General features: G+C 68.3%; 22 protein-coding genes. 7 read left to right on the top strand and 15 right to left on the bottom strand.

Features of this window, described 5'->3' with window-relative positions:
* Both VB080_RS11650 and VB080_RS11645 read right to left on the bottom strand, forming a co-directional pair.
* Positions 1-1,501, bottom strand: a 1,501-nt coding sequence (locus VB080_RS11650) for a flotillin family protein (protein ID WP_323418619.1), incomplete at its 3' end; no start/stop codon positions are given.
* Between the two features lie 19 nt (positions 1,502-1,520).
* Positions 1,521-2,000 carry an NfeD family protein gene (locus VB080_RS11645; protein ID WP_323418618.1) on the bottom strand — a complete coding sequence of 160 codons (480 nt, stop codon included), beginning with the start codon at positions 1,998-2,000 and terminating at the stop codon, positions 1,521-1,523.
* Between the two features lie 108 nt (positions 2,001-2,108).
* Between VB080_RS11645 and VB080_RS11640 the strand changes: the two genes are divergently transcribed.
* From VB080_RS11640 to rhaI, 6 genes are all read left to right on the top strand, one after another.
* Complete coding sequence (locus tag VB080_RS11640; RefSeq protein ID WP_323418617.1) at positions 2,109-3,218, top strand: LacI family DNA-binding transcriptional regulator; 1,110 nt, start codon at positions 2,109-2,111, stop codon at positions 3,216-3,218.
* Positions 3,219-3,297: 79 nt separating this feature from the next.
* Positions 3,298-4,812 (top strand): sugar ABC transporter ATP-binding protein, encoded by a 1,515-nt coding sequence (locus VB080_RS11635; protein ID WP_323418616.1) that lies wholly within the window; start codon positions 3,298-3,300, stop codon positions 4,810-4,812.
* The gene (locus tag VB080_RS11630; RefSeq protein ID WP_323418615.1) at positions 4,809-5,849 is read left to right on the top strand and encodes an ABC transporter permease; all 1,041 of its coding nucleotides are present in this window, start codon (positions 4,809-4,811) and stop codon (positions 5,847-5,849) included. Before VB080_RS11635 ends, VB080_RS11630 begins: the two co-directional genes overlap by 4 nt.
* Positions 5,846-6,886: an ABC transporter permease gene (locus tag VB080_RS11625; RefSeq protein ID WP_323418614.1), complete on the top strand. Its 1,041-nt coding sequence runs from the start codon at positions 5,846-5,848 to the stop codon at positions 6,884-6,886. The genes VB080_RS11630 and VB080_RS11625 overlap by 4 nt, the downstream gene beginning before the upstream one ends.
* 85 nt (positions 6,887-6,971) lie before the next feature.
* Positions 6,972-8,027, top strand: a complete 1,056-nt coding sequence (gene rhaS / locus VB080_RS11620; RefSeq protein ID WP_323418613.1) for a rhamnose ABC transporter substrate-binding protein — start codon at positions 6,972-6,974, stop codon at positions 8,025-8,027.
* 267 nt (positions 8,028-8,294) lie between these two features.
* Positions 8,295-9,461 (top strand): L-rhamnose isomerase, encoded by a 1,167-nt coding sequence (gene rhaI / locus VB080_RS11615; RefSeq protein ID WP_323418612.1) that lies wholly within the window; start codon positions 8,295-8,297, stop codon positions 9,459-9,461.
* Between the two features lie 102 nt (positions 9,462-9,563).
* Here the strand turns inward: rhaI and VB080_RS11610 are convergent, their stop codons facing one another.
* From VB080_RS11610 to rfbB, 13 genes are all read right to left on the bottom strand, one after another.
* Positions 9,564-10,424 (bottom strand): ABC transporter ATP-binding protein, encoded by an 861-nt coding sequence (locus VB080_RS11610; protein ID WP_323418611.1) that lies wholly within the window; start codon positions 10,422-10,424, stop codon positions 9,564-9,566.
* A complete protein-coding gene (locus VB080_RS11605; protein WP_323418610.1) occupies positions 10,421-11,269 on the bottom strand; it encodes an ABC transporter ATP-binding protein in 849 nt (282 codons plus the stop codon). The genes VB080_RS11610 and VB080_RS11605 overlap by 4 nt, the downstream gene beginning before the upstream one ends.
* Positions 11,266-12,135, bottom strand: coding sequence for an ABC transporter permease (locus VB080_RS11600; protein ID WP_323418609.1), 870 nt, complete (start codon positions 12,133-12,135; stop codon positions 11,266-11,268). Before VB080_RS11600 ends, VB080_RS11605 begins: the two co-directional genes overlap by 4 nt.
* A gap of 3 nt (positions 12,136-12,138) precedes the next feature.
* Entirely contained in the window at positions 12,139-13,233 is a 1,095-nt protein-coding gene (locus tag VB080_RS11595; protein ID WP_323418608.1) for an ABC transporter permease, read from the bottom strand.
* A complete protein-coding gene (locus tag VB080_RS11590; RefSeq protein WP_323418607.1) occupies positions 13,208-14,821 on the bottom strand; it encodes an ABC transporter substrate-binding protein in 1,614 nt (537 codons plus the stop codon). The genes VB080_RS11595 and VB080_RS11590 overlap by 26 nt, the downstream gene beginning before the upstream one ends.
* Positions 14,822-15,116: 295 nt before the next feature.
* Entirely contained in the window at positions 15,117-15,647 is a 531-nt protein-coding gene (locus VB080_RS11585) for a DinB family protein (protein WP_323418606.1), read from the bottom strand.
* Positions 15,648-15,827: 180 nt separating this feature from the next.
* A complete protein-coding gene (locus VB080_RS11580; protein ID WP_323418605.1) occupies positions 15,828-16,394 on the bottom strand; it encodes a hypothetical protein in 567 nt (188 codons plus the stop codon).
* Positions 16,395-16,579: 185 nt separating this feature from the next.
* On the bottom strand, positions 16,580-18,223 hold the full coding sequence (locus VB080_RS11575; protein ID WP_323418604.1) for a hypothetical protein: 1,644 nt from the start codon (positions 18,221-18,223) through the stop codon (positions 16,580-16,582).
* 464 nt (positions 18,224-18,687) lie between these two features.
* A complete protein-coding gene (locus tag VB080_RS11570) occupies positions 18,688-19,881 on the bottom strand; it encodes a DUF1015 domain-containing protein (protein WP_323418603.1) in 1,194 nt (397 codons plus the stop codon).
* Positions 19,882-19,987: 106 nt separating this feature from the next.
* Entirely contained in the window at positions 19,988-21,382 is a 1,395-nt protein-coding gene (locus VB080_RS11565) for a bifunctional dTDP-4-dehydrorhamnose 3,5-epimerase family protein/NAD(P)-dependent oxidoreductase (protein ID WP_323418602.1), read from the bottom strand.
* Positions 21,383-21,493: 111 nt separating this feature from the next.
* Positions 21,494-21,967, bottom strand: coding sequence for a hypothetical protein (locus tag VB080_RS11560; protein ID WP_323418601.1), 474 nt, complete (start codon positions 21,965-21,967; stop codon positions 21,494-21,496).
* Between the two features lie 216 nt (positions 21,968-22,183).
* Entirely contained in the window at positions 22,184-24,040 is a 1,857-nt protein-coding gene (locus tag VB080_RS11555) for a DUF4012 domain-containing protein (protein WP_323418600.1), read from the bottom strand.
* Positions 24,041-24,049: 9 nt separating this feature from the next.
* Complete coding sequence (gene rfbB / locus VB080_RS11550; RefSeq protein ID WP_323418599.1) at positions 24,050-25,048, bottom strand: dTDP-glucose 4,6-dehydratase; 999 nt, start codon at positions 25,046-25,048, stop codon at positions 24,050-24,052.
* A 58-nt stretch (positions 25,049-25,106) separates the two neighbouring features.
* Between rfbB and VB080_RS11545 the strand changes: the two genes are divergently transcribed.
* On the top strand, positions 25,107-25,198 hold a 92-nt coding region (locus tag VB080_RS11545; protein WP_323418620.1), incomplete at its 3' end, for a sugar phosphate nucleotidyltransferase.

The following is a 25,198-nucleotide window of genomic DNA, read 5'->3' as shown; positions in this document are numbered from 1 at the left end:
CGGACGCGGCCGGAGCGGACGGCCCGCCCACCGACTTCAGCAGTTCGGTCAGGTCGACCCCGGTGAGCGTCTTCACCAGCGCCGGAAGCTCGGTGATCACCGACGTCGCCTTCTTGGTCAGGTCGGCGGCGCCGTCGGTCGAGATCACCGTCATCGAATCGATGGCCGACATCGGCGCGGAGACCTCGTGGGCGACCTGGGGCAGCACCTTGACCAGCATGTCGAGGACGGCCGCGGAGTTGAAGTGGGTGTAGGCCTCTGCCTTCTTGTCCAGCACGTCGGCCTCGGCGCTACCGGTCGCGAGCGTGGCCGATGCCTGGGCCTCGCCGGTGAGCCGAGCCACGTCGGCCTGGGCGGTGCCGGTGGCCAGCTGGGACGCGGCCTGGGCCTCGCCCTCGGCCCGCAAGGCGTCGGCGGCGGCGATCCGGGCTGCCTTCTCGGCCTCGGCACTCAGCAGTGCTGCGGCCTTCTCCGCCGCCGCCCGGGTCTCGGTCTCGTAGCGTGAGGCGTCGGCGGTCAGGACGGCGGCCGCCTTCGCCGCGGCAGCCTGGGTCTCGGTCTCGTAGCGCTTCGCGTCGGCCTGCCGCCGGACGGTGGCGTCCAGCTGCTTCTCGGTCAGGATCGCCTGCTGGGTGGCGACCTCCTGCTGGACGGCGACCAGGCGCTGCTCCTGGGCGGTCCGCTCCAGCGGGCCGGCGTTGGCCGCTGCCGCGGCGGCCTTGTCGGTTTCCTCCTGGATGGCGGCGTTCTTCAAGGCGAGGTCGCGCTTGGCCTCGGCGATCGCCTGCGCGGCAGCGGCCTTGGCCTGCTCGGACTGCTTGTAGGCGTTCGCCTCGGCGATGTCGGCCTCCTGCCGGATCCGGGCCGCCTCGGGACGGCCGAGGTCGCGCAGGTAGGTGCCCTCCTCGGCATCGGCGATGTCCTGGATCTGGAAGGTGTCGATCACCAGGCCCTGGTTCGACAGGTCGGCCTCGGAGGCCTCCGCCACCCGGCGGGCGAACTCGGCCCGGTCGGAGATGATCCGGTCGACGTCCATCGCACCGATGATCGAGCGCAACGAGCCGGTGAGAACCTCCTTGGTGAACTCCTCGACCGCCTCCTGCTGGTTGTTGAACCGCTGGGCAGCGGCGCGGATCGCCTCGTCCGAGGAGCCCACCTTCACGATCGCCACGCCGCGGACGTTCAGCTTGATGCCCTTGGAGTTGTAGGCGCCGCCGACGCCGACCTCGATGCGGTGGCTGGACAGGTCGAGCACGCTCAACTGCTGGATCAGCGGGATGATGAACGCCCCGCCACCGCGCACCACCTTCTGGCCCGAGAGGTCGAGGGTGGTCTGTCCGGTGGTCGGGTCGACGGTGCGCTTGCCGCCGCGTCCGGTGATCACGAAGGCCTCGTGCGGTTTGGCCACCCGGTAACGGGAGGCGACCAGCCAGATCAGCAGGACGAGGACGAGCAGGATCCCGATGACGCCGACGACCGGGTTCAGCAGGAAAGCGGGCATGGAGGGGGTTTCCTTTCTTTCAGCGGAGATTGACGACCCGGACGCAGGTGGGAGAGACCACGGCTTCCACCCGGATCGGCTGCTGGGCGGCGATCTCTTCGTCGGAGACCGCGGACAGGCGCTGCTTCTCGCCGTTGACGACGACATCCACCTCGCCCAACCGATCGGGCAGGATCGGGGTGATCACGATGCCGGTCGCGCCGACGACGGCGGCCGCACTGGTGTCCGGACCGGTGGTGGAGTTCCGCAGCCGGTAGAGCAGCCAGCTGGTCCCGGCGACGACGCCGACGCCCGCCAGGACGCCAGGGACGGCGGCGATCCCGAGCGGGATGCCGAAGCCGACCAGGATGCCGGACAGGAAGGCGAACATCGCCACCCCGGCTGCCAGACCGGTGGACGAGACCCACTCCAGGTCGGGCAGGTCGAACAGCCCGTCGGTGAGGAGGGTGATAACGCCGAACACGACGGCGACGAACCCGACCACGAACAGGAACTCCACGGCACCCTCCTCCTGCGGCCATCTTCCCGTACCGGAGGGCCAGCCCGGGACGGATCGACCGAACCTGGCCACAGAACGAACGGATGGGGGTGTACTCCAGGCGAACGTATGAGACGATTCAACATGGCCGACCCGCCACCGGGTCGCGCCCTGGCTGGCAAGGGACGGACTGTGGTGAACCGGCGGACATCGGTGAGCATGAAGGATGTCGCTGCGCTGGCCAAGGTGTCGGTGGGGACAGTGTCGAACGTCCTGAACGCACCCGAGCTGGTTGCCGAGGACACCCGCGAGCGCGTCGAACTGGCGATTGAGAAGCTCGGCTGGGTGCGCAACGAGTCCGCCCGGCAACTCCGCGTCGGACACAGCCGTTCGATCGGCATGCTGGTGATGGACATCGCCAACCCGTTCTTCGCCGACGTGGTGCGGGGTGCCGAGGAGTTCCTCGACGAGCGGGGTTACTCGGTCCAGATCGGCAACTCCGACCAGCGCCCCGACCGTGAGGACAGGCTCCTCGACCAGTTCGAGCGGCAGCGGGTGCGCGGGGTGCTGCTGGCGCCGATCGGGGAGAATCCCGAACGTGCCGTGCGGCTGCGGCAGCGCGGGATCCCGGTCGTGCTGGTGGACCGCGCTGCCGGGACCACCGACTTCTGCTCGGTCGGCATGGACGACATCGAGGGCGGTCGGGTGGCCACAGACCACCTGATCAACCAGGGACACCGCCGGCTCGCCTTCGTCGGCGGGCCGAGTTCTCTTGCCCAGGTCCGGGATCGCCGCCGCGGTGTCGACCTCGCGTTGGCCTCAGCCGGACGGGAGACCAGCCTGTTGGTGGTCTCCACGCCGCTGCTCGACGTCGCTTCGGGGACGGTGGCGGCGGCCGAGTTGCTCGCCCTGCCCGACGCGGAGCGTCCCACGGCAGTGTTCGCCGCGAACGATCTACTCGCGATCGGACTGCTGCAGGGCTTCGTGCTGGCCGGCGTCCGGGTACCTGAGGACGTGGCCCTCATCGGCTATGACGACATCGCCTTCGCCGCCGCTGCCGCCGTCCCGTTGTCGTCGATCCGGCAGGCCAGGGGACAGTTGGGCGCGCAGGCGGCCGAACTGCTCTTCGAGGAGATCACTGCCATCGACTCCGGCGAGCCGCACCAGCACCGCACCGTCCGGGCCGCCCCGGAATTGGTGGTACGGCGCTCCTCTGCTTATCAAATCGTGACCAACTAGCCACTTGACAGGGCCCGGCCGTCCGCCTACTGTCGAGACGTTCAACTGGAACGTTTCAATCGCGGCAGGGAGGGCGCGGATGGGTGAGTCGAGGACGCCAACCCTTGAGTTGCGAGGCGTGGCCAAGAGCTTTGGTGCAGTGGTTGCATTGCGTGAGGGCAGGATCGCCCTGCAGCCCGGTTCCATTCACGCGCTGGTCGGTGAGAATGGTGCCGGCAAGTCGACCCTGGTCAAGATCGTCGCCGGTCTCTACCACCGCGACGCCGGCACTATGGAGCTGGAGGGCCAGCCGGTCGATTTTCGCTCCACCGCGGAGTCCAAGGCTGCGGGGATCGCCGTCATCTACCAGGAGCCGACGCTGTTCCCCGACCTCTCGGTCACCGAGAACGTCTTCATGGGACGTCAGCCGGTGGGTCGCTTCGGGCAGATCGACCGTGGAGCCATGCGCGCCGAGGTGCTTGACCTGATGAAGCGGCTCGGGGTCTCCATCGATCCCGACCGGCCTGCCCAGGGGCTGTCCATCGCCGACCAGCAGATCATCGAGATTGCCAAGGCGATCTCGCTGGACGCCAAGGTGCTGATCATGGACGAGCCCACCGCGGCCCTGTCCGGCGTCGAGGTGGATCGCCTGTTCGCCGTGGCACGCAGCCTGCGCGACGAGGGCCGTGCCCTGATGTTCATCTCGCACCGGTTCGAGGAGGTGTTCGCCCTGTGCGACACCGTCACCGTGATGCGGGACGGAAGCTACGTCGCCACCGAGGCCATCGCCGACACCGACGAGGCCTCGATCGTGACGATGATGGTCGGACGCGAGGTCAAGGATCTCTTCCCCAAGATCGAGGCGCCGATCGGCGCCCCGGTGCTTGAGGTGAGCGGGCTGGAGTCCCCAGGGCTGTTCGCTGATATCAGCTTCAACGTCCGGGCCGGGGAGATCGTGGCCCTGGCGGGGCTGGTGGGAGCCGGCCGGTCCGAGGTCGCCAGGGCGGTCTTCGGGGTCGATCGCTACACCGCCGGCGAGGTGCTGGTCGAGGGCAAGGCACTGCCGAAGGGCGACCCCTCAGCCGCGATGAAGGCCGGGATCGGCTTCGTCCCGGAGGATCGCCGGCAGCAGGGCCTGGTCATGGACGCCGGCATTGCCACCAACGTCACCGACGCCATCCGGCGCCGCCTGGTGAAGGCGGGGATGATCACCCGTAAGCGAGAGAATGCCGCCGCCCAGGAGTGGGCACGGGCGCTGGAGGTGAAGTGCTCTTCCCTCGACGCCGCCGTCGCAACCCTCTCGGGCGGCAACCAGCAGAAGGTGGTGCTGGCCAAGTGGCTGGCCAGCCATCCGAAGGTGCTGATCATTGACGAGCCCACCCGAGGCATCGATGTCGGGACGAAGTCCGAGGTCCACCGCCGGATGTCCCAGCTCGCCGGTGAAGGGCTGGCGATCCTGATGATCTCCTCGGAGCTTCCGGAGGTGCTCGGCATGGCCGACCGGGTGCTCGTGATGCATGAAGGGCGGATCACCGCCGAGCTGTTCCGTGACGAGGCCACCCCCGAGTCGGTCATGTTCGCCGCCACCCACGCGCCCGAGGAGGTTCCGGCGTGACCGCCACCGAGATCAAGACCGCCCAGGTGGGTGCCAGACGGGGAGTCGGCACCGTCCTGCTCGACCTGCTGCGGCGACGCGAAACCTCGATCCTGGCAGCCTTCCTGCTCATGACGATCGTGACCGCGATGGTCAACCCCGAGTTCGTGTTCAGCGCGGACGGGTGGCGCAACCTGCTGCTCAACCCTGCGATCTATCTGGTCCTGGCCATCGGCGAGGGCATCGTCATCATCACCAAGAACGTGGACCTGTCGGTGGGCTCGGTGATGGGCCTGACAGCGTTCATGATCGGAAGCGTCTACATCGCCTGGCCCGGCATGCCGGCGGTGGTGGCCTTCGTCATCGGCGTCGCCTTCGGTGCTGGGCTCGGCCTGGTGAACGGCGGCCTGGTGGCAGTGGCAAAGGTCCCGGGCATGGTGATCACGCTGGGCACGATGTACATCTTCCGCGGCATCAACATCCTGTGGGCCGGCTCGTCCCGCATCAACGCCTCCCAGTTGGGTGCCGACTTCCTCGCCTTCGGCAATGCCCGCTGGCTCGGCATCCCTGCACTCACCATCCTCGCAGTGGTCGTGCTGCTCATCGCCGCCTGGTATCTGCGCAGCACCCGGTCGGGACGGGAGTACTACGCCATCGGTTCGGCTCCCGAGGCTGCCGAACTGTACGGCCTGCCGACCCGGCGCCGGATGCTGGTGGCCTTTGTGATCTCAGGAGCGATGGCCGGTCTGGCCGGGACGATGTTCGCGGCCCGCTACGGCACCATCGCCTCCAACGCCGGCACCGGGTACGAGATGCAGGCGATCGGCGCTGCCGTGATCGGCGGGATCGCGATCGTCGGTGGATCCGGGACGCTGGTGGGCGCGGCGTTCGGCGCCTTCCTGCTCGCCACGATCAACTCGGCGCTCCCTGTGCTCGGTATCCAGTCCTTCTGGCAGCGCGCCGTCGTGGGTGCCCTGATCATCGGGGCGATCATTCTCGACCGGGTGCTGGCCGAGCGGCAGAGACGCAGGCTTATCGCAGAAAGGATGGCGTCATGAGCGCGACCACCCCCGCTTATCCCGACTACGGCCAGCCGCTGTGGAAGCGCGTCCTGCTCACGCGGGAGATGGCGATCGTCGCGCTGTTGCTGGTGACGATCCTGGTTGCCGCGCTGACCGTGCCCTACTTCGCCGACCGGATGACCGCGTACAACCTGCTGCGGAACATGTTCGCCACCTTGATGATCGCGCTTCCGATGGCGCTGGTGATGATCACCGGCGATATCGACATCTCGGTCGGATCGATGGTCGGCCTGACCTGTTCGCTGCTGGGCCTGCTCTACGCCTCGGGCGTGCCGTTCGAACTGGCCATGGTGCTGGTCCTGATCGTGGGCGCTGCCGGCGGCCTGCTCAACGGCCTGCTCGTGACCCGGATCGGACTGCCTGCGCTGGCTGTGACGATCGGCACCATGGCGCTCTTCCGCGGCATCGCCGTCGGCCTGCTGGGTACCTCCACCGTGACCGAGTTCCCGGAGGCCTGGACGAACCTGGCCAAGTACGAGATCGGCACCACCGGGATCCCGTTCATCATCGTCTTCTACCTGGTGCTGCTGGCGGCGTTCATCTATCTGCTGCACTTCACCAGCTTCGGACGGGGTGTGTACGCCATCGGTCTCAACGCGGAGGCGGCCGCCTTCTCCGGGGTGAACGGGGCCCGCACCCGCACGATCTTGTTCATGCTGGCCGGCACCATCTCCGGTCTGGGCGGCATCTACTGGACGCTGTTGCGCGGCACTGCCCGCGGTGACGTCGGCGACGGTCTGGAACTGCAGGTGATCGCGGCAGTCGTCCTCGGTGGCGTGTCAGTCTTCGGCGGTGTCGGCGCGATCTACGGTGTGGTCGCGGGCGTCCTGCTGATCGGCGTGCTGTCCAGCGCGCTGCAACTGGTCGGCGTCACGGCGGAGGTCATCAAGATCATCACCGGCGTGTTGTTGATCGGCTCAGTGGTGCTTGCCTCGTTCATCACCTGGGTCAAGGACCGCCGGGCCAGACCGGCGCTGGCGGCACCCGCAGCCAGCCCTGCCGTCGGGGGATAGCCCCACGTCCAACCATGGGGAGCGTCCCCACCAACCGCCCGCAGTGCCAAGGCCGGTGCTACGGACATCAACGAAAGGAACCTCGATGAAGTTCACCAAGACCGCGGCCGTGCTGTCGGCCGCTGCCCTGGTGGTGCTGGGCGCCTGCACGACGCCGACCAGCACCACCCCGTCCAGTGCCCCGGCTCCGTCGACCTCGGACGGCGGCTCCTCCGCTCCGGCGGCAGGCGGGGATCTGAAGTTCACCATCCTGCCGAAGAACCTGGGCAACCCGTACTTCGAGACCTCGACCAAGGGTGCCGAGGCCGCAGCCGCCGAACTCGGCGTGACCACCGAACTGGTCGGCCCGGCCGAGGCCGCCGCCGATGCGCAGGTGCAGTACATCGAGACCGCCACCCAGCAGAAGGTTGCGGCGATCGAGCTGTCGGCCAACGACCAGACCGCCCTGTGTGACTCGGTCAAGGCCGCCCAGGCGGCCGGTGTGAAGGTCGTCACCTTCGACTCCGACGCCCCGGGTTGCCGCGACCTGTTCATCAACCAGGCCACGGCCGAGGGTATCGCCAAGGTCCTGGTGGAGATGGCCGCTGACCAGTCCGGTGACGCCGGCGAGATCGCCATCCTGTCGGCGACCGCGAACGCGACCAACCAGAACGCCTGGATCGAGCTCATGAAGACCGAACTGACCGCCAGCCATCCGAACATCAAGCTGGTCGAGGTTGCCTACGGTGACGACCAGGACCAGAAGTCCTTCGACGAGACCCAGGCGCTGCTGCAGAAGTACCCGGACCTGAAGGTGATCGTTGCTCCGACCACGGTCGGCATTGCCGCCGCTGCCCGCTACATCTCGACGTCGGAGGCCAAGGGCAAGGTGTGGGTGACCGGTCTGGGCACCCCCAACGACATGCGGTCCTATGTTGAGGACGGCACCGTCAAGGAGTTCGCGCTGTGGAACCCGGAGGACCTGGGCTACCTGACCACCTACGCCGCCAAGGCCTTGGTGGACGGCACGATCACCGGCGCAGAGGGCGACAAGTTCGAGGCCGGCAAGCTCGGTGAGTACACCGTGGGCGCTGACAACACCGTCCTGCTGGGCGATCCCTACAAGTTCAACGCAGACAACATCGGCAACTTCAACTTCTGATCGTTGCCACCCCTTGTTGGTGGGCCACTGGTCCGGTGGCCCACCAACAGGTTCCCCCAGCGCCGGTCGCGCCGAACTCGCTGTCAGGGTCTCGGCGGCGCCGGCCGCTGATCTGCACCGCCGATGCCGCTGGTCGCGCGTGACGCGATCAGCGGCCCCGATCCGTCCCGCCCATGCCGCTGGTGCCACCGTTGACCTGAGCCGGGCCAGTGACCATGGGGCATCCGCCCCGTGCCTGTTTCTCAAGGAATCCAGAAAGAACCTGTTATGACATCCTTTGCAACGATTGCTGATCAGCTCGCGACCCAGGCGATTGAGCTGCCTTCCTGGGCGTTCGGGAATTCGGGGACGCGGTTCAAGGTGTTCGGCACTCCCGGTACGCCGCGGACGCCGCAGGAGAAGATCGCCGATGCGGCGCAGGTTCACAAGTACACCGGGCTTGCCCCGACGGTCGCGCTGCATATCCCGTGGGACAAGGTGGACGACTACGCCGCCCTGTCGGAGTATGCCCAGAGCCTGGGGGTGAGGCTGGGGACGGTCAACTCCAACACCTTCCAGGACGAGGCCTACAAGTTCGGTTCGCTGACCCACGTCGACGCCGCGGTCCGCCGCAAGGCGATCGACCATCACCTGGAGTGCATCGACATCATGGACCAGACCGGGTCGCAGGACCTGAAGATCTGGCTGGCCGATGGCACGAACTACCCGGGCCAGGGCGACCTGCGGGGCCGGCAGGACCGGTTGCACGAGTCGCTGCAGGTGATCTACGACCGGCTGGGCGAGGGCCAGCGGCTGGTGCTGGAGTACAAGCTGTTCGAGCCGGCGTTCTACCACACCGATGTGTGCGACTGGGGCACCAGCTACACCCACTGTGCAGCGCTGGGCGAGAAGGCGATGGTGTGCCTGGACACCGGCCACCACGCCCCGGGCACGAACATCGAGTTCATCGTGATGCAGCTGCTGCGGCTGGGCAAGCTGGGCTCCTTCGACTTCAACTCCCGGTTCTACGCCGACGACGACCTGATCGTGGGCGCTGCCGATCCGTTCCAGCTGTTCCGGATCCTCTACGAGGTGGTCCGCGGTGGCGGCTACGGGCCGGACTCGGGCGTGGCGTTCATGCTCGACCAGTGCCACAACGTGGAGGACAAGGTCCCCGGCCAGATCCGTTCGGTGCTCAACGTCCAGGAGATGACCGCCAGAGCCCTGCTGGTCGACTCCGAGGCATTGTTCGCCGCCCAGGCGGCCGGTGACGTGCTGGGCGCGAACCAGGTATTCATGGACGCCTTCTACACCGACGTCCGCGCCGACCTGGCCGGGTTCCGCGAGGAGCGCGGCCTGCCGGCCGACCCGATGAAGGCCTTCGCCGAGTCGGGCTACCTGGCACAGATCGCCGAAGACCGGGTCGGCGGCACCCAGGCCAGCTGGGGCGCCTGAGCCAGTCGCTGCTCGCCGCCTGTACCCGGGACTGGTCCTGGTTACTGTCCCGGGTACCGGCGGGCGGGAGGACGGTGGTGCGCGACTGCGGCGGTGTCGCCGTCAGCGGACGGCCTCGTGAAGCGGGTAGGTGGTCCCGGGTGGGGTGACAACGGGCATCCGTCCGGCACCGTCCGGCACCGGGATCGCGCCCAGCAGCGCGCGGGTGTACGGATGGTGGGGGTCGTTCCAGATCTCCGCTGCGGAGCCTCGCTCGACGATGTGGCCCTGGTACATCACCAGCAGTCGGTCGGCGATCAACCGCACCACCGAGAGGTCGTGGGAGATGAACAGCATGCCCGCGCCCTGGGCGGTGGTCAACGTGCTCATCAGGTAGGCGACCTTCGCCTGGGTGGAGGCATCCAGGGCCGAGATCGGCTCGTCCCCGATTAGGACATCAGGTTCGGCGGCCAGTGCCCGGGCGGTCGCGATCCGCTGCCGCTGGCCACCGGAGAAGCTCACCGGGAACCTGTCGGCATCGGCCGCGCTCAGCCCAACCCGTTCCAGCCAGGCCCCCGGACTGGTCGGACGGTCCCTGCCCACCTGCACGTCCGCCCCGAGGCCGGCCTTGCGGCGGGCGGCGGTGGCCAGGCCGTCCTGGATCTGTGCACCGATCCGGCGTCGCGGGTTCAGCGAGGAGCCCGGATCCTGGAAGACCATCTGGATGCCCGTCTCGGCGAGCGAGCGACCGCCCAGCCCGAGTGGGGAGAGGGGAGTACCGCGGTAGAGCACGGTGCCCGAACGCGGGCGGATCAGCCCGGTGAGCACCCTGGCCAGGGTCGACTTGCCGCAGCCGGACTCACCAACCAGGCCGACCACCTCGCCCGGGTACAGCTCGAAGGACACCTCGTCAACGGCCCGGACGGGCGGCCGACCGGGGTACTCGACGACGATCTCGCGGATCTCCAGCACGGGTTCGCTCATCCGGTCGCCTCCTCGTCGCGCAGGCCGATGGCGGCCAGATCCTCCCGAGTCTGCAGGCCGCCCTTCGCACCGGGCAGGGACGCCAGCAGTGAATGCGTGTAGGGATGCTGCGGGTCGTTGAAGATCCGGCTGCGGCTGCCCTCCTCCACGACCTCACCGTTGCGCATGATGGCCACGCGGTCGGCGATCGAGCTCATCACGCCGAGGTCGTGGGTGATGAACAGCACCGCCAGGCCGAGGTCGTCCACCAACTGCCGGATGAGCGCCAGCACGCCTGCTTGCACGGTCACGTCCAGGGCGGTGGTCGGCTCGTCCGCGATCAGCAGGTCGGGCGAGCAGGCCAGGGCGATCGCGATCGCGATCCGTTGTCGCTGCCCGCCGGAGAACTCGTGCGGGTAGCGCTCCAGGACGGGCATGCCGCCCTGGATGCCGACCCGGCTCAGACTCTCGGCGGCCCGCTCACGGGCCTCGGCCTTGCTGAGCCTGAGGTGATAACGAAGGTGGTCGGTGAGCTGGGAGCCGATGGTGAGCTGTGGGTGCAGGGAGGTGGACGGATCCTGGAAGACCATCCCGATCCGGCGTCCCCGGATGGCGTTGAGCCGCGACCCGGTGATCGACATCAGCTCGGTCTCGCCCAACCACACCGTCCCGCTGGTGATGGCCGTGGGCGGCTCCAGCCCGATCACCGTCAGGCCGGTGATTGACTTGCCCGAGCCCGACTCCCCGGCGAGGCCCTGGACGGTGCCCGCCTCCACCGCGAGGTTCACCCCGCGCAGGATGGGGGTCACCTGGTCCGTCCCACGGATGTCGAGGGTGAGGTTGTCGATCCTCAGCACGGTGCTCATGCGCGCTCCGATCCCGGGTCGAGGGAGTCCCGCAGGGCGTCGCCAAGGAAGTTGAACGCGATCACCACGGTGAGGATCGCCAGCCCGGGGAAGACCCCAAGCCACCACTTGTCGAAGTTCACCACGGCCGAGGACACCATCGAGCCCCACTCCGGGGTCGGCGGTTTCGCGCCCAGGCCGAGGAAGGACAGCCCCGACAGCAGCAGCGCCGCCGTCCCGATGTCGAGGCTCGCCATCACCAGGGTGGGGCCTGCCACATTGGGCAGGATGTCGAGGCGCATCGACTTCCACGGCGAGAAGCCCAGCAGCCGTCCGGACGAGACGAACTCGCCGTGCCGCAGCGACAGCACCATCGAGCGGACGACCCGGGCGTAGGACGGCCAGGAGACCACCAGGGCCGCCAGCACCGCGTTGAACAGGGACGCGCCCAGTGCGGCGGCCGTCACCATCGCCAGGATCACGGTGGGAAAGGCGAGCACCAGATCGGTGAGTCGCATCAACAGCTCATCGATCCAGCCACCGAAGAAGCCGGCGATTGTGCCGATGATTGTGCCGATGATCATCGAGAGGGCCACCAGCAGCAGGGCCAGGGCAATGGTGACCCGGGCACCGGCCAGGATGCGCGACAGCACATCGCGTCCGAGTTCGTCGGTGCCGAGCACGGAGACCTCGCCGGGCGGGGTGAACCGGGGCAGATCCTGGGCGAGCGGGTCGAAGGGGGCGATCGCCGGGCCGGCGATGCAGATCACGATCCAGGCCAGCGCGATCAGCGCGGCGATGATGCCGATCGGGGTGCGGATGTCGGCGGGCAGAACTCGCCAGAGCCGCTGGGTGAGGCTGCGGCGTGGGGCGTGCGTGGCGGTCATGGGTCAGCCCACCTTCACCCGGGGGTCGATGAAGCCGTAGAGCAGGTCGACGACCAGGTTGACGGCCAGGTAGACCACGCCGACCACCAGCCCGACGCCCATCACGGCCAGCAGGTCGAGTTTGGCGGCGGCCTGGTAGGCGTAGGAGCCGAGTCCCGGCCAGGCGAAGATGGACTCGACCAGCACCGTGCCGGAGAGCAGGGAGCCGAAAGCGAGGCCGACGATGGTCAGGATGGGGATCGCCGCTGCCCGCAGCACGTAGGAGAAGAAGACGGTGCGCCAGGGCAGGCCCTTGGCCTTGGCTGCGCGGACGTAGTCCTTCTCAAGCACCTCGAGGAAGGACGTCCGGGAGAACCGGGTCAGCAGGCCAACGGTGTACAGGGTGAGCACGAGGGCAGGGAGGGTCAGGTGCGCGGCCGCGTCCAGGAAGGTAGCCCACTGGCCGGCGAGGAGCGCGTCGACGGTGTACATGCCGGTGATCCGATCGGGTGCGGTGACCCCGGGAGAAAGCCGTCCCGAACCGGGCGCGATCCCCAGCCGGTAGTAGAAGACGTAGAAGCAGACGATCGCCATCCAGAAGGTCGGCACCGAAATGCCGATCAGCGAGACCAGCCGCAGCACCTGGTCGGTCAGACGGCCACGCCGGTACGCCGACCAGGCACCCATGACGATGCCGATGATGCCGGCTGCGAGGATCGCAGCGAAGGCGATCTCCATGGTCGCAGGGACAGCTTTGGCGAGGTCGTCGGCAACGGGACGGTGGGTTTGCCAGGACGTGCCGAGATCGCCGTGCAGCAACCGTCCGACGTAGCTGACGTACTGCTGCGGGAGGGGCTGGTCGAGGCCGTACTCGGCCCGGAACCGGGCGACGATCTGCGGATCGTCAGCAGCCCGCTGGCCCAGGGCGGCGGCGACCGGGTCGCCGGGCACCAGGTTGGTCAGCGAGAAGGTGACCAGGGTCATGCCGAACAGCAGCAGGACGGCGATCAGCAGCCGCTTGCCGAGGTAACGCAGCAGGCCCGTGCCGGAGCGCCGTCCCTGCCCCCGGGTGGGAGGCAGGGACGGCGTCAGGTCACGCGGCGCCGAGGCCAGCGACATTGACCAGCCAGCTCGGGTTGTAGGAGACGTTGGTCACCGTCGGCTGGTAGGCCAGGTTGAACCCCGGCTGCACCAGCGGGATGAACGGCGACTCCTGGTTCATGGCCTTGCCCCACTGCTCGAACAGCGCTTTGCGGGCGTCATGGTCGGCGGTGGTGTAGCCCTTGGCGACCAGCTCGGCGATCGCCGGGTTGGCCTGCTCCGTCCAGCCTGCCCGCAGGCCGACCGACTGTCCCGGGCCGAAGGCCAGGTAGTTGGCCGGGTCGAGGTAGTCGGGATTCCAGTACCACAGGCCGATCTCCTCCTTGCCGGTGCGGTAGGGGTCGATCTCGGTGGCGAACGGCGCCGGAGCGAGCTCGACAGTGATCCCGGCCGCTGCCAGTTGCGACTGCAGCCGTTCGGCCAGGGTGGTCAGGTTCACGCCGGTCGGGTCGATGTCGTTCGGGAACTGAAGCTTGACCGTCGTGCCGGTGGCACCGGCTGCTGCGGCGTCAGCCTTGGCGGCGTCGAGGTCGAAGGTCAGTGCCTGGTCGGCTGGCAGACTGCCGAGGAAGACCGACGGCACCAGACTGGTCGCCTGCGCCGCTCCGCCACCGGCGATCTCCAGCAGCCCCTGATAGTCGATCGCCTCCTTGACGGCCTTCACGAACTGCGGCTTGGCGGTGAGCTCGTTGACCGAGGGATCGGCGTTCAGCAGCAGGAAGACCACTGTCGCCGAGGGGCCGGAGGCAAGCTCGACGCCCTCTGCCAGCGAGGTGACCTGGTCGCCGGAGAGGTTGAGCGCAAGCTGCGACTCACCGCGTTCGACGTTCAGCTTCTGGGTGGCTGCCTCGACATTGCGCAGGATGACCTTCTCGTACGTGGGCTTCTGCGCGCCGTTGTAGGCCTGGTTCTTCACCAGGACGGCCTGGCTGGAGAGGTCCAGGGATTCCAGGGTGTACGGCCCGGACCCGGCGGAGGTGCCGTTCAGGAAGGTCTCGGCGCCGTCCTTCTCATCAGTGGTGCCGCCGTTGGCCTGCACGACCTTCGAGTTCAGGATGCCGATCGACGGGGTGGCCAGAATCGCTGGCAGTGCCGGGGACGGCGAGGCGGTGGTCAGCTTGACCGTCTTGTCGTCGACCTTGCTGATCGTGACACCGTCGAGCAGGAAGGAGCCGTTCCCCTTCAGACCCTGGAAGCGGGTCAGGGTGAAGACCACGTCGTCGGCGGTGACCGGGCTGCCGTCGGAGAACACCCGTCCGTCGGCAAGGGTGAAGGTGAACTCGGTGTTGTTGTCGTTGGCGGTGTAGGTGGCCAGGTCGGGGACGACGGTGGTGGTGTCGTTGTCGGCGAAGGTGACCAGGGTGTCGTAGAGCGCCTTCAGCACCATCTCGCCGGTCGGCTCGTAAGCCCGGCCGGGGTCGATGGTCTTGATGTCGAAAGTGGTGTCGATGACGATCTGCGAGGTGGTGGCAGGCGCCGAGCCGGACGTCTCGGCGTTCGAGGAGGTCGACGGTGTGGGAGCTGTGGAGCAGGCGCTGAACAGCAGCGACGCTGCGACGAGGACGGACGCTGTGGCGCCCGCTCTCCTGGCAAAGTGACGGGTCATGGTTCCTCCAGTGTGTGAGGCACTCTCGCTCTTAGCGATCCCTGAACGGTAGTCGGCCGATTGTTACGAATCGGTGTCCTCCCACGACCTGAGCATCCGCTGCCGGCCGGCTCGAACCGGTTCGGCGGCGGTTCGGCAGAGCGGCCGGCTCCAGCCGGTTCAGCGGCGGTTCGGCGGAGCGGCCGGGTTGAGCCGGTTCAGCGGCGGTTCGGCGGAGACGGCCGGGTTGAGCCGCGCTGACTCCGATCGGGATTGTTCGGGTCCGAGTCAGTCGCCGTCCCGCACTGTCGTCGGATCAGGCGGAGACGTCGTGCAGGTGATGCAGGACGTCGTGCAGCAAGTAGCGGGCGAAGCTCTCGATGGTGAAGTTCGCGCCGTCCGAGCGCCGGCCGGTGCGGGAGAGTTGCTCGGGGACGATGGCGTCGAACCGGGCAGCGATCGCCATACCGGCAGCGGTCAGTTCGATCGCCACGACCGCAGGATCCTGGTGGGCATAGCCGCCCTCCAGCGCGGCGGCGTCCTGGTCCCAGTTGGCGAACAGGGGGTCGTCCTGGGTGAGCATGGCGGCCAGGCGGGTGTCGAACACCCGGAAGACGTCGCGGACGTGAGCTCCGTACTCCAGCGCCGACCAGACGCCGGGAGCCGGACGGGTGGTGGTGCCCGGACGGGCGAGGGCCTGCTCCCAGCGCGGCAGGGTGGCGCGGACCGCTCCGCCGACGGCGAGCGGATCCATGGTTGCCGCCGCGTAGCCGCACTCGGGGCAGGGACGCTGCAGCACCCAGGTCCAGTCCTTGGTGTCGGGGGTGATGCCGTCGGGCTGTGTCATGAGTGCCAACCTAGCAGGGGCCAACCAGACGGCCACAGGAGCACAGGATACGACCCGGCGGTCGCCCGGCCCGGCGGCGGAACTCACCAACCGGCGCCGCCGGGTGGGTGGGCAGAGGTGGGGAGCTGGAGCCGTCCTGGTCGCCAAGGGGTGACCAGACGGTGTATCCCGGCGCGGTGACTACACGCAGAGCGGGATGAAGTAGTACAGCGTGCCGTCCAGCAGACAGACGTGGACGGTCGTCCGCTGCTGGGGGTGGAGGGAGTTCGTCGCGGTCTCGCCGCCGCTGCGGTCGACGGTGACGACGAAAGTCTGGCCGGCGGGCGGTTTGGTGAAGGCGGCCAGGCAGCTGAGGCCGTCCGCAGCAGGGATCCAGTCAGGGTCAGCGGTGATGCTGGTCAGGTCGGGGACGAACTTCTCCCAGTAGCCGGCCTGGAGCATCCGCTCGCGGAGTTGCGCGGCGGCGGGATCGTCCGCGTTGGCGTAGCCGGGATAGTTGTGGGTCACCTGGTACTCCCAGCCGGCCTGCGGTGATTCCTCGAAGGCGGCGTTGTGGCCGGCGAACAACGCCTCGGTGGCAGCCACCACCTGGTCGTCCGCCGGGGCGCCCGAGGGTGCTGCCGAGCAGCCCGCGAACACCAGCGCGGTGGCCAGGACGAGGCTGACTGCCCGGCAGGCCCGCCGCAGGACTGCCACCCGCCGGTCGGTCGCAGCCGCCCGCCGGCGTGTCACCGTTGAGGGGGCCATGCCATCGTCCTTCCTGCAGGCCGGTAGGGCACGCACTCTACCCAGCCACCCGCGGTGACGAGTTCCGCCACCTCGTTGGACCATCCCCGGCCGAGTTCCGCCGACGATCGTCCGCCGGAAGTGCAGATGTGCCGGGACGGGTGAAGGCCCGGACCCCCGAGGGATCCGGGCCTTCACCACGCAACTCACAGACCGGCGAGCACATCCCCAGCCAGGTGGACCTGGTAGCCCATGGCTTCGAACATGGCAGCCTTGGCGACCAGAGCCGCATCGGCGGTCTCGGCGTCCGGTGCGTAGGCCACATTGAGGTGGTTGGCCATGTGCCGGGCCATCAACTCGTCGCGGCCCACGCCGTGCAGCACCGCGTTCATGATCGGCCACTCCTTGTTGGTGGAGTTCAGCCGGCGCTGCACCTCCTCCTCAGGCATCTCGATGGCCGTGCCGCGGCCCAAGTCGACATGCAGGGCGCCGTCCATGATGAAGACCCGCGACCACACGATCTCGCCCGGCTTGGAGACACCGGAGAGGGTGGCGCCACCGAGCGGGAAGAAGTAGTAGCTCTGGCGGTAGCCGTGCGCCTTGTCATACCCGCCCAGGTGGGAGGCCGGTACCGAGCCGGAGATCTCCAGCACCCAGACGAACTCGTCGTTCCACTCGTCGCCCCAGCGAATGTCGTGCAGGGTGGTGGCGGGGTCGAGGCCCATCGCCGTCCAGATCCGGTTGGTGACCAGAGTGTCGATGGCGACGCCCTGATCCACCTCGTTGGCACACGGCACCGGCTTGCCCTCGTACAGCACGCGGGAGCCGTCGCGGGAGAGCACCGGCGGGCGCTCCACGTTGTTGAGCAGGCCCTCGACCAGGTCGGAGGCGGGCACCATGTCCTTCAGCCCCTGCTGGTACTGGATGCCCACCACGTCGGCACCGAAGTCGTCGGCCATCCGAACCGCGGCGATGTACATCTTCATCTGCTGATGCACCTGGTCGTCGGTCAGGCTGTCGCGGGGGTCGTCGTTGTTGATGTGGAAGGTCATGCCGGCGTCGTCCAGCCATGCCCGGACGGCGTCCGCCTCCTCGTCGGTGGTCTTGTTCATCTCGGCCACCAGCGCGGACTGGGAGAGCCGCTCCTTGTAGATGCCGGCCGGGTTCATCAACTCGTCGTCGATCAGGGCGTTGTACATGCCCATGCAGTACTCGTCGAAGACGGCGATGATCGCCTTGTCCTGCTTCAGTTGGGCGGCCAGTGCCTCGCCCAGCTTCTTCTCCTCCGACTCCGGCAGCGCCGGCAGGTCGCGGACGTGGGAGGTGTCATGGACGATGTCACCGGTTGCCAGCCACTCGGCCAGCTTGGTGCGTGCCCACTCGTCGGTGAAGTCCTTGCTCCACAGCGTGGCGTGCTTGATGCCGGCCTTCACCATCGAGCCGTGCAGGCCGAGCATGCCGACCAGACCGGGGAAGTCGCCGGCGAAGTTGGCCACCAGCAGGATCGGGCCCTGATGGCTGCGCAGCCCGTGCAGCAGGTGGTGGCTGTACTGCCAGACCGCCTCGACCACCACCAACGGGGCGTCGGAGGGCACGTTCTTGAAGACCTGCATGCCGTAGTGCTGGCTGTCGATGAAGCCGTGGCCGGTGGCCGGGTTGACGCCGTGGGTCCGCTGGACGCTCCAGCCGAGGGATTCGACCGCGGCGGCGAACTCGCCCTCGACCTGCTGCTGCATCGCCCAAGTCGTGACATTGGTGGTGAGCCGGAGGTCGCCGTTGGCGATCGTGTAGACCGTCTTCGGCTCGGCGGCCGGCCGCTGTGTGATCTTCGGGAAGGTGTAGGTACTCACTGATGTCTCCTCGTGGTTCGGCAGCTCATCCCGCGGCGCCGGACGCCCATGCCCGGCGGCGGTGAGGAGCCTCTCCAAGAATCTCAGCAATCGATTTCAGAGTCAAGGTAGGCCACCCTCCAAACCGTGGTGCCTCACGGTGCAACTGGCTTCGCTGGACCACTGCACCGCCGCCTCTCCACTTCGACTCTGCCCCTCCACCTCGACTCTGCGGGTGCTGCATCGCCGCTGCCCCTCGACTTCGACTCTGCGGGCACCGCGCGGCCGCCCCTCCACCTCGACTCTGCGGGTGCTGCTGTGACTCTGCCCCTCTAGCTCGACTCTGCGGGCGTTACAGCACGCGCAGAGTCGAAGTGGACACGCAGAGTCGAGTGAAGCGCGCAGAGTCGAGTGAAGCGCGCAGAGTGGGGCGCGGAGTGAGCAGAGTGGGGCGCGGAGTGAGCAGGGTGGGGTGGCAGTTGTGGTCAGGCTTCGAGCGGTTCGGTGGGGCGGATGACGAAGCCGGTGCGCAACTTGGGGGTGAAGAAGGTGGACTTCGGCGGCATCAGCAGCCCTTCCCGGGCGGTTCGCTGGATCTCGGCCAGTGAGGTCGGACGAATCAGGATCCCTGCGGTGACGGTGCCCGATCCGACCAGGGCGACCATCTCGTCCACTCCGTGCTGATAGCCGACCACGGCCTCCGACCCCGCCAGGGCGTGCTCCAGCCAGGCACCGTCCAGGGCACGCACACCCTCGAAGGCGCCGGGCTTCGGGATCAGCCACGAGGTGGTGTCGTCGGGGGCGAGCAGCACCAACCGTCCCTGTTCGACCATGGACGCCAGCAGTGCCGGGCCGGGCGCCGGTGCCGGCTCGAGGTCGAAACTGCCGGCGAGGGCGGCGCGCACCTGGTCCAGGCTCACCCCGGTGTAGACCCGGTGAATCGCCTCGATGCTCAACTGGTCGGCCACCAGTTCGTTGACGAAGGCGAGGGCGTACTCGGCGTCGGTGTCGGACCGGCCGGTGGCCGCCCGCACCTCGTCGCGGTACTGCTGGGCGACCCCGTAGCGGTGGTGGCCATCGGCGATCAGGACGTCGTCGGCGGCCAGGATGGCGGCGATCTCCGCGATCCGCTGCGGATCGGTGACCCGTTCGACGACGTGTTCGACACCGTCGGCGGTCATCGACCCCACGAACTCTCCGGGGGCTTCCAGCGCGGCAGTCAGGCCCCCGGCCAGCGACAGGCCCCAGACCGGCGACAGGTTGGCGGCGGTGGCGCGGGTCAGGTCCAGCCGGTCGGTGGAGGCCTTCGGCGTGACCCGCTCGTGGGGCAGCACCCCGCCGTCGCCGTAGTCGACCACCTCAAGCCCGCCCAGGACGCCGACGGTGGCACGTGCGGCTCCGGTCGAGTCGGTGAACCGCATCCGGTAGATGGTGAAGGACGGCTGCCCATCGGGCACCAGGACACCCTCGGCGAGCCAGGACCGCAGGGTCGCCGCAGCGTCGGTGTACCGGTCGTCCCCGCCGCGGGGGACGTCGACAGTGACAATGTTGTGGGTGTCGCGGGCGGCGAGTGCCGCCACGTCGGCCTCGGAGAGGACGTCATAGGGCGGCGCTATCACTGCCTGCAGATCGGTGCCGGGGGCGTAGCGCAGAGCACGGAACGGAACGAAGCCTGGCATGCCGCCAACGCTATCGTCCCGGACGGCACCGCCCGAACCTGGCGACCGAATGTGACACCGGCAGGCCTGGTGACAGCTTCCCCTGCTCAAACAGGGACGGTTCCCCTCAGGGGGTGATGGTCGCCAGGTAGGCGGCCAGGCGGTCGGCTGCGGGCAGCGGGGTGAAACCGGTCGCCAGGAGCTTGTCCAGCTTCAGTGCGCTGTGGACCGGACGGGGTGAGACCAGCTTGCCCGCCGCGTACGCATCGGTGGTGGTCGGGGTGATGTCGTCTGGTGAGCGTCCGCAGAGTGCGAAGACAGCGGCGGCGATCTGCGCCCACGACTGCACCGGCCCGGTGTTGCTGAGGTTGTAGGTGCCGAACGGGGCGTCCGAGGCCAGCAGGTGGACGATGCCGGCGGCCAGGTCGGTGGTGAAGGTCAACCTGCCGTACTGATCGTCCACGACAGTGGGGGAGACCCCCCGGGCGGCCAATTCGACCATGGTGCGGACGAAGTTCTTCCCGGCACCGATCACCCAGCTGGTGCGGACGATGTAGTGCCGGGCCAGCTGGCCCACCAGGATGTCGGCGGCCGCCTTGGTCTGGCCATACACCCCGAGCGGGGCGAACGGCTCGTCCTCATCGTGTTCCTCGGCCGTGCCGTCGAAGACATAGTCGGTCGAGACGTGGACGAGGGTGATCCGGTGCTCGGCTGCGACCCGGCACAGCCGAGCCACCCCGTCGACGTTGGCCGCCCAAGCCGCGCGGCGACCCTCCGGGGTCTCGGCCAGGTCGACGGCGGTATAAGCCGAGGCGTTAATGATGGTGCCCACCCCCGACCAGTCCACGGCGTCGACCACGTCCTGCCTGGTGAGGTCGAAGTCGGGCAGGTCCAGTCCGACCGCATCGGGGAGCAACTCGTCCAGCGCGCGTCCGAGCTGGCCGCCGGCCCCGATGATCACCGTCCGCTTCGGCGGCACCGGACGAGCCTGGGCCAGCCGGGGATGACCGGCGTCCGCCTCGGAGATGGTCGCGGAGGCCAACGGGATGGGCCAGGCGATGGCGGCGGCCTCGTCGGCGAGATTCAGGTAGCTGTAGGAGCCACGCGACTGGGGACTCCAGTGGTCGTTGACCAGGTAGGAGTAGACGGTGTCATCGACCAGCGTCTGATAGCCGTTCGCCACCCCGCGGGGGACGAAGACCGCCGTCTCCGGGCCCAGTTCGACGGTGACCACCCGTCCGAACCCCTCCCCGGTGCGAAGGTCGACCCAGGCGCCGAAGACCCGGCCGTGCGCGATCGAGACCAGCTTGTCCCACGGCTCGGCATGCAGGCCACGGGTGACCCCAGTGGCGGTGTTGAAGGACATGTTGTTCTGCACCGGCGCGAAGTCGGGCAGGCCGAGATCGGTCATCTTGGCGCGCTGCCAGTTCTCCTTGAACCAGCCGCGGGCGTCCCCGTTCAGCACCAGGTCAATGACCAGCAGCCCCGGGATGTCGGTGGTGCGGATTGCGAGTTCCGGCATGACGGCAGGCTAATACGATTCCTCGCCCGGCGCGTGTCCGGGCGAGCAGCCAGCAGATCCCGTCGTCAGCGTTGTGACCGACGGTCTACTGCGGGCTGCAGCGAAATCGAGTCAGCTCTCGCTCCGGCCCCGACGAGACAGCACCACGGCCGTGACGCCGCCGCCAGTGAGGGCCGCGCCGAGGGCCGCCAACGGCCCGACCAGGGCCGCACCGGTGTTGGGCAGGGACGCTGACGTGGTGTCGTCACTGTCGTCGCTGTCCTCAACACCCGCCACAGCCGGGGTGGGTGTCGAGGAGGTTTCGGTCGGTGTGGGCGTCGACGTTTCGGTCGGCGACGGAGTCGGGGTGGGCGTCGAGGTCTCGGTCGGCGAAGGAGCCGGGGTGGGCGTCGAGGTGTCCGTCGGCGAAGGCGTCGGTGACGGCGTGACCTCCTGGCAGTCGTCGCCCTTCGGCGTGCCATCGGTGGTGTCGCAGTAGTCCGGCGGCTCGTAGTTGTTGTCCGTCTCGGCATACGCCGCCGATACCGGCACCAGGATGCTGGCTGCGAACGCAGCTATCCCAACAGCAATCGTGCGTGGTTTCATCAGTGCTCTCCCCCCGAAGAAGCATCCGAGCAGCTTCCCCCCGAAGCGGCTGTCAGGACGTATCCTAGGCCATTCCCGCCGGGGCGCCAACTATCCGACGTGACTCATCACAGGCGATCGCGAAACGGAGTGCTTGCCGGAGCAACTCGGGTGGCTTCCCGCTCACTGCGGGTCGCACGGCTGGGCAGAGTTGTTCCCCGACCGAGGCGTCTGGGTTCACGATGCGTGCGCGCCCGGGGTGAGGCGAACCTGCGCCGGTCCGGGCTGGTCGGTTCCGGTGGTGATGTGCCACGAAACCTCCACGGTCTTCCCGGCCGGGACTGCCACGCTCTGGGCGCTCACCTGGAGGTCGTCGTGCCAGGTGACCGTGCCCGGACCGGGCTCGTTCACCTCGCTGACCGTGCCGCCGAGTGGGGCATAGACCAGCAGGTTGAGCCGGTTCGTCCCATCGGCCGGGCTGTTGCCGAGTACGCGGCTGGGCAGCTTCGCTGCCTTCCCCGGGGTGATCGTGGACCTCAGCCGGACGGTCAGGGTGAGCTCACGGCTGCCGTCCGGGTTGGTCTGGAGCTCGGTGAGATCGGCCGTGGTATGGAGGTAGTAGCCCATCTTGGACGCGGTGGTGAGGTTGAGGAAGACCCCGACCAGCGGGGCGGTCTCGCCGTCGACATCGGTCTGGCCCTGCAGCCTGCCGGCAACGCCGGCGCGCTCCAGCAAGCTCTGCTCCGCCGGGTCGGCCGACCACACCAGCAGCCGTCCCTGCTCGATCGCCTTGGTCAGGGCGGGAAGCAGCGCGGCGGGATCGGTGCCCCCGGACATGAGCTGTGTGAGCGTGGCTTGTGCGGCAAGGGCGAAGACCACGTCCTGCACCTTCTCATCGGTGTAGCGGGCGTACACCTCCGAGAGCAGGAAACGTGCGGCGTTCTCGGAGGTGATGGTCACCGTGTCGCCGAACGGATCGGTGACGCGCACCGGGCCGGTGGCGGCGAGCAATGCCTGGATCGCCACCGGGTCGATGGACAGTACGTTCTGGGCCGGCTCCCCACCCGTGGCCTCCCCATCGGTGGCCTGCCACATGGCACGCACCAGCTCGGCAGTGCGCGGGAAGTCCGGGGTCAGGTTCGCGTCCTGCAGGAACCGTCCGAGCCGGGAGCTGAACAGTGACTCCTCGGCCGGGGTGAGGGGGAGCACGGGTGTGCTGCTGAGTTCGTTGTCAGGTGCGGAGCGCTGCTCGACGATGGAAAGCCTGCCGGCATCAGCGCGGATCAGGATGACGGCTCCCGGAATGCCGCCGGTCGCGCGGAGTTCGGCATTGTTCTGGGCGATGACCAGCCAGTCGCGTGGCTTCTCCGCCCCCAGCATCTCGGGCAGCAGGCGCACCGCCGTATCGGCGGTCGAGGTGAGTTCGTGGGCGCGGACGAGCTGGCCGTCCAGCTGGTTGGCGGCGTCGGCGAGCTGCGTCACCAGACTGGCTCGCGGAATCGCGCCGATCCGGGTGATCGACTCCTCCAGGGTGGCATTGGCTGCGGCGACCGGATCCCGCAACGCGATCAGGGGGTCGAGGTTGAGCTGGCCGTCCTTGGGCGCCAGCTGCTCGGGCGTGATCACCGTGAGGGCGGCGGTGGCAGCCGGCAGGACGGTGGTTGCGACGTCGTCCACCGCCTCGGTGATGGTCTGCAGGGCGCGGGTGTTGTCGCCAACCCAGGGGATCGTGTCCACCACCGCCCAGTGGACGCCTCCGGTGGCGTTGGCGGCGCGCCGGGCTGCGTCCTGGATGCCGGGAATCGCCGCGACTGCAGCCGACGGATCCCGTCCGGCCTGCTCGGTCAACTGCGGCAACCCGTCGGCCACCTCCTGCAGGGCGTCACGGGCCCGCAGCGCGTCCAGGAACACCCAGACCCCGCAGACCACCACGAGGACGAGAACGCCGGTCAGGGCGCCCAGCGCTACCGCCAGCCAGCGGCGGTTGCGCCCCGGCCGGGACTGGCCCGCCGGGGCAGAGGCCTGCCCGCCCGCCTGGGAACCCTCCGGTTCGGAGGGTGAGTTCTCAGGTTGTTCCGGCAGGTCGGTGGTCATGGTGGGTGGCTACTGACCGGTAGCGGCGTACTTTGCCTCGGTGGCCTGTTTCATCGGCCGCCACCAGGCTTCGTTGGCGCGATACCAGTCGATGGTGGCCGCCAGGCCGGCCTCGAAGTTGCGGAAGCTTGGCTCCCAGCCGAGTTCGGTGCGCAACCGGCTGGAGTCGATCGCGTAGCGCAGGTCGTGGCCTGCCCGGTCGTTGACGTGGTCGTAGGCGTCGGACGGCTGCCCCATCAGCTGCAGGATGAGCTCGATGACGCTCTTGTTGTCCTTCTCGCCATCGGCCCCGATCAGATAGGTCTCACCGATCTTGCCGGCCGCGATGATCCGCAGCACCGCCAGGTTGTGGTCGTCGACGTGGATCCAGTCGCGGACGTTCTGGCCGGCGCCGTACAACTTGGGCCGGATGCCGTCGATCACATTGGTGATCTGCCGCGGGATGAACTTCTCGATGTGCTGACGCGGGCCGTAGTTGTTCGAACAGTTGCTGATCGTGGCCTGCACCCCGAAGGAACGTACCCAGGCGCGGACCAGCAGATCGGACCCGGCCTTCGACGCCGAGTACGGGCTGGACGGGTTGTACGGCGTGGTCTCGGTGAACCTCGCCGGGTCGTCCAGTTCGAGGTCGCCGTAGACCTCGTCGGTGGAGATGTGGTGGTAGCGCCGGCCGTGCCGGCGGACCGCCTGCAGCAACGCGAAGGTGCCCACCAGATTGGTCTGGATGAACGGGGACGGATCGTTCAGCGAGTTGTCGTTGTGCGACTCGGCGGCGAAATGCACCACCACGTCGTGATCGGCCACCAGCTCGTCCACGAGCGCGGCGTCGGTGACCGAGCCCTGGACGAGGCGGCAGCGCCGTTCGTCCAGACCGTCCAGCGAGGCTCGATTGCCGGCGTAGGTGAGAGCGTCGAGCACCGTCACCACGTCATCGCTGGTATCGAGCACCATGCGTACGAAGTTGCTGCCAATGAAACCGGCGCCGCCGGTGACCAGGATCCTCCCCATGGAGGAATCCTAGGGGTATGTCTTGGGCGTCCTCACCCAGGCATGCCAGACTCATGCCATGCGTGGCATCATCCTGGCTGGCGGATCGGGTACGAGGCTGCACCCGATCACCATGGCGACCAGCAAGCAACTCGTCCCGGTCTACGACAA

It is taken from the genome of Propionicimonas sp. (assembly GCF_034927565.1).
GTDB lineage: Bacteria > Actinomycetota > Actinomycetes > Propionibacteriales > Propionibacteriaceae > Propionicimonas.
The sequence above is the reverse complement of the archived record's forward strand: the minus strand, read 5'-3'. Positions and strand labels throughout refer to the sequence as shown.